The organism is Variovorax sp. P1_H12_2 (assembly GCF_056405335.1).
The window spans coordinates 1-3,002 of the sequence record NZ_JBFUCI010000589.1 but is presented as its reverse complement, the minus strand read 5'-3'; the positions used below and the strand labels follow the sequence as shown (position 1 = coordinate 3,002).

General features: G+C 67.3%; 2 protein-coding genes and 1 pseudogene. 1 reads left to right on the top strand and 2 read right to left on the bottom strand.

Annotation, left to right across the window (positions count from 1 at the left end):
* Nucleotides 1-709: amidohydrolase (locus tag AC1D2K_RS32800; RefSeq protein WP_478094371.1), on the bottom strand; the 709-nt coding region annotated here is incomplete at its 3' end.
* Between the two features lie 166 nt (nt 710-875).
* Here AC1D2K_RS32800 and AC1D2K_RS32795 point away from each other — a divergent pair.
* Nucleotides 876-1,760 (top strand): LysR family transcriptional regulator, encoded by an 885-nt coding sequence (locus AC1D2K_RS32795; RefSeq protein ID WP_478094369.1) that lies wholly within the window; start codon nt 876-878, stop codon nt 1,758-1,760.
* A 291-nt stretch (nt 1,761-2,051) separates the two neighbouring features.
* Here AC1D2K_RS32795 and AC1D2K_RS32790 read toward each other — a convergent pair.
* A pseudogene (locus AC1D2K_RS32790) lies at nt 2,052-3,002 on the bottom strand (hypothetical protein); the annotation flags it as partial.

The window sequence follows — 3,002 nt, the reverse complement described above, 5'->3', positions numbered from 1 at the left end:
GCGCCGACCCATGTCCACCACGTCCCTTGAACGTGATTTCGAGACCATCGGCAGCAGAGGTAATGGCACCGACGCGGTATCCCACGAAACCGTAGGGCGACGGGTTCGTGTGCAAAGCGAAAGCGAAGTCGGGCCTGGGGAAGCGCTTGAACAGGCCGTCGGCCAGCATGGCCTTGGCGCCGCCACCCGCTTCCTCGGCCGGCTGGCCGATGAACATCAACGTGCCCTTCCACTGGTCCTTGAGCGCAACGAGTGTTCGTGCGGTCCCGATCCAACTTGCCATGTGGATGTCATGCCCGCAACTGTGCGCGACAAAGGTCTCGCGGCCATTCCAATCGGCCTTGACTTTGCTGGCGTAGGGGAGACCGGTCTTTTCCTCCATGGGCAGTGCGTCGAGCTCCGTACGCACGAGTACCGTGGGTCCCGGGCCGTTCTTGTAGATCGCGACGATGCCGGTGCGGCCAACCTTCTCGGTCACTTCGAAGCCGATGTCGCGCATTTCTGCTGCGAGCTTGGCGGCCGTGCGAGTCTCCTTGAAGCTCAACTCGGGATTGGCGTGGATGTCCTTGTAGATCGCATCGAGTTGCGGGTACATGCCGTCGACGAGCGCGGCGATGCGCGGCGTGGGCGTCTGCGCGAAGGCGGCCGGCGCAACGGCGCTCGCGACAAGGATGGAAAGGGAAAGCTGGCGAAAGGATGGCAGGGGCATCGGACGTCTCGGTGATCGTGATTGTTGGGCGCCGTGCGGGTTCGAGCGCCCGAATGCGGCCTCGAAGTACGGCACCCGCAATCTAGGGGGTTGCCGATCCAAAGTCCAATGCATTGTTTTTCGCTTTGCCATAATTTGATCTCATGGCAACCCAACGGCTTCGGCGATGACACTGGTCCAACTGCGGCACCTGATCTCGCTGGCCGAGACCGCCTCCTTCACGCGCTCGGCCGAGGCACTCTTCCTCACGCAGCCGGCGCTGAGCCGCAGCATCCAGGCACTCGAGGAGGAACTGGGCCGGAGGCTGTTCGAACGCGTGGGGCGGCGCAGCGAGCTCACTCATTTCGGGCGCGAGGTGCTGCAGCGGGCCCGTCAGCTCGTGTTCGACGCCGACGAACTCGCGGCGTCCGGCGGACGCAAGCTCGGCGGCCGCACCGGCACGCTGCGCGTCGGCCTCGGCGCGGGGCCGGGAGCACTGCTGACCAAGCGGCTGATGACGGACATGGCGCAGCGCGGCGCGTCGATCCGCGTCGACATCCTTCGCGGCGACGGAGACCGGCTCGTGCAGGCGCTTCGCAACCGGCAACTCGATGCCGTGGTGCACGAGATGCGCGCGTTCCGGCCGGCGACGGACCTGCGTGTCGAGGCAGTGGCCGAGATGCGAGGAGCCTTCATGTGCCGGCGTGGCCACCCGCTCGCGCGCAAGCGCGGCGCGATCGGCTTCGATGCCGTGCGCGAGTACCCGATCGCCTCGACTCCGCTGGGCGACGAAGTGGTGCGCGAGATGGTCGTCGCCTACGGTCCGCAGGGGCATCCCGACGAGTGCGTGAGCTTGCGCTGCAACGAACTGTCGAGTCTGGTCGAGGTGGTGCGCGATAGCGACGCGGTTCTGTTCGCGATCCGCGCGGCCGCGCCGGACCTGGTGGAACTGCCTGTGAGGCCCGCGATAGCGACCCGCGCGCATTTCGGGCTGATCACACTCGCGGGGCGTACGGACGCGCCCGCGCTGTCGATGCTGCGAGAGCTGATCGCGAAGAGCCTGCACGACTGACCGCAGACGCTGGTCTGGCGCCCCAGATCGTGGCGCTCCAGCTGGGCTTCTTCTTCCACGCCGACGCAGTGACGGTGTCGCCGAAGGGGTGCGATTGTGCTGGCTCCGGCGGGACATCGATGTCATGGAGGCGCAACAGCTGGTTCGACGCGGATGTTCGCTGAACACTGGCCAGCCAGCGCATCGCTCGCCGTCCGGCCGCCGCTCAATCCACCTTCGCCCCCGACACCTGCACCAGCTTCTGGATCACCGGCCCGTGGCCTCGAAGTTGCGCCCGATGGCCAGGCGTGGTCATCCCATCAGTGTCGGATTCCGGCGCGACTCATCGATTCGTCGCTGCCTCAATGCCTCCTTGCACTGCGGCAGCTGTCCCATCCCGGGCTCTGCACACTGGGTGTTGACGCAGACGGCACGCGCGATGAAGTGCCGCCCGCTGCAGGCCGCCAGGGAATCGCGCTCGCCGCGACTGCTGGAGGTCGAGGAGATCGGCTTCGGACGGCTCGATGGTGATTTCGATGTCGTCGGGAGCGCGGCCCCGGCTTTTGATTCGCTGGATTCATGGGCGATCGGCTGGAGCCGCGAAGGGCTCGACGCCGCGCGCCCCATCGTGTGGCGGTCGCGCGCGGCGAGACCGTTGGCTGGCTGAGACCACGCGTTCGGCGATCCTTGCAGGGTGACGGTGGCGCTCGTCTGCGGCGGCTTGGCCGCGGTGCGGATCTGATGCCATGAGGCGAAGGCCGTGAACAGCAGCAGCGAGGGCACCAACACCAGCCGGAGTGCGCTGCACAGCGCACGTGCATCGGACAACTCGCGGCGTTCGCGAGGGGTGGCCTGTTCAGGCCGGTCGACCGGGGCGGCGGCGTCTTCTTCCTCGTGACTCGATGTCAGGGTGCCGCCGCAGGTGCGACAACGCAAGGCCCCGCCATGGTTCACGGTCTGGCAGAACTCGCAGGTGCCGAACGCCACACCCTTGCGATTCAGCATCAGGCTGACGACGTCCCCCACCTGCACATAAGCGTCAGCCTGCGAAGCGCTCTCGGGCCAGACGGCAATCGCATTGTCGGTAGACATGTTGACCTCCTTCGGGCATGTTGACGCGCGGCTGTGATCATCGGCCTGAACCGCCGCCGGCACCACTGCCGCCGCCCGAGCCACCACCGCCGCCGCCCGAGCCACCACTGCCGCCGCCCGAGCCACCGCCGGAGCCGCCGCCACCACCGGGGCCGCCACCACCGCCGGGAC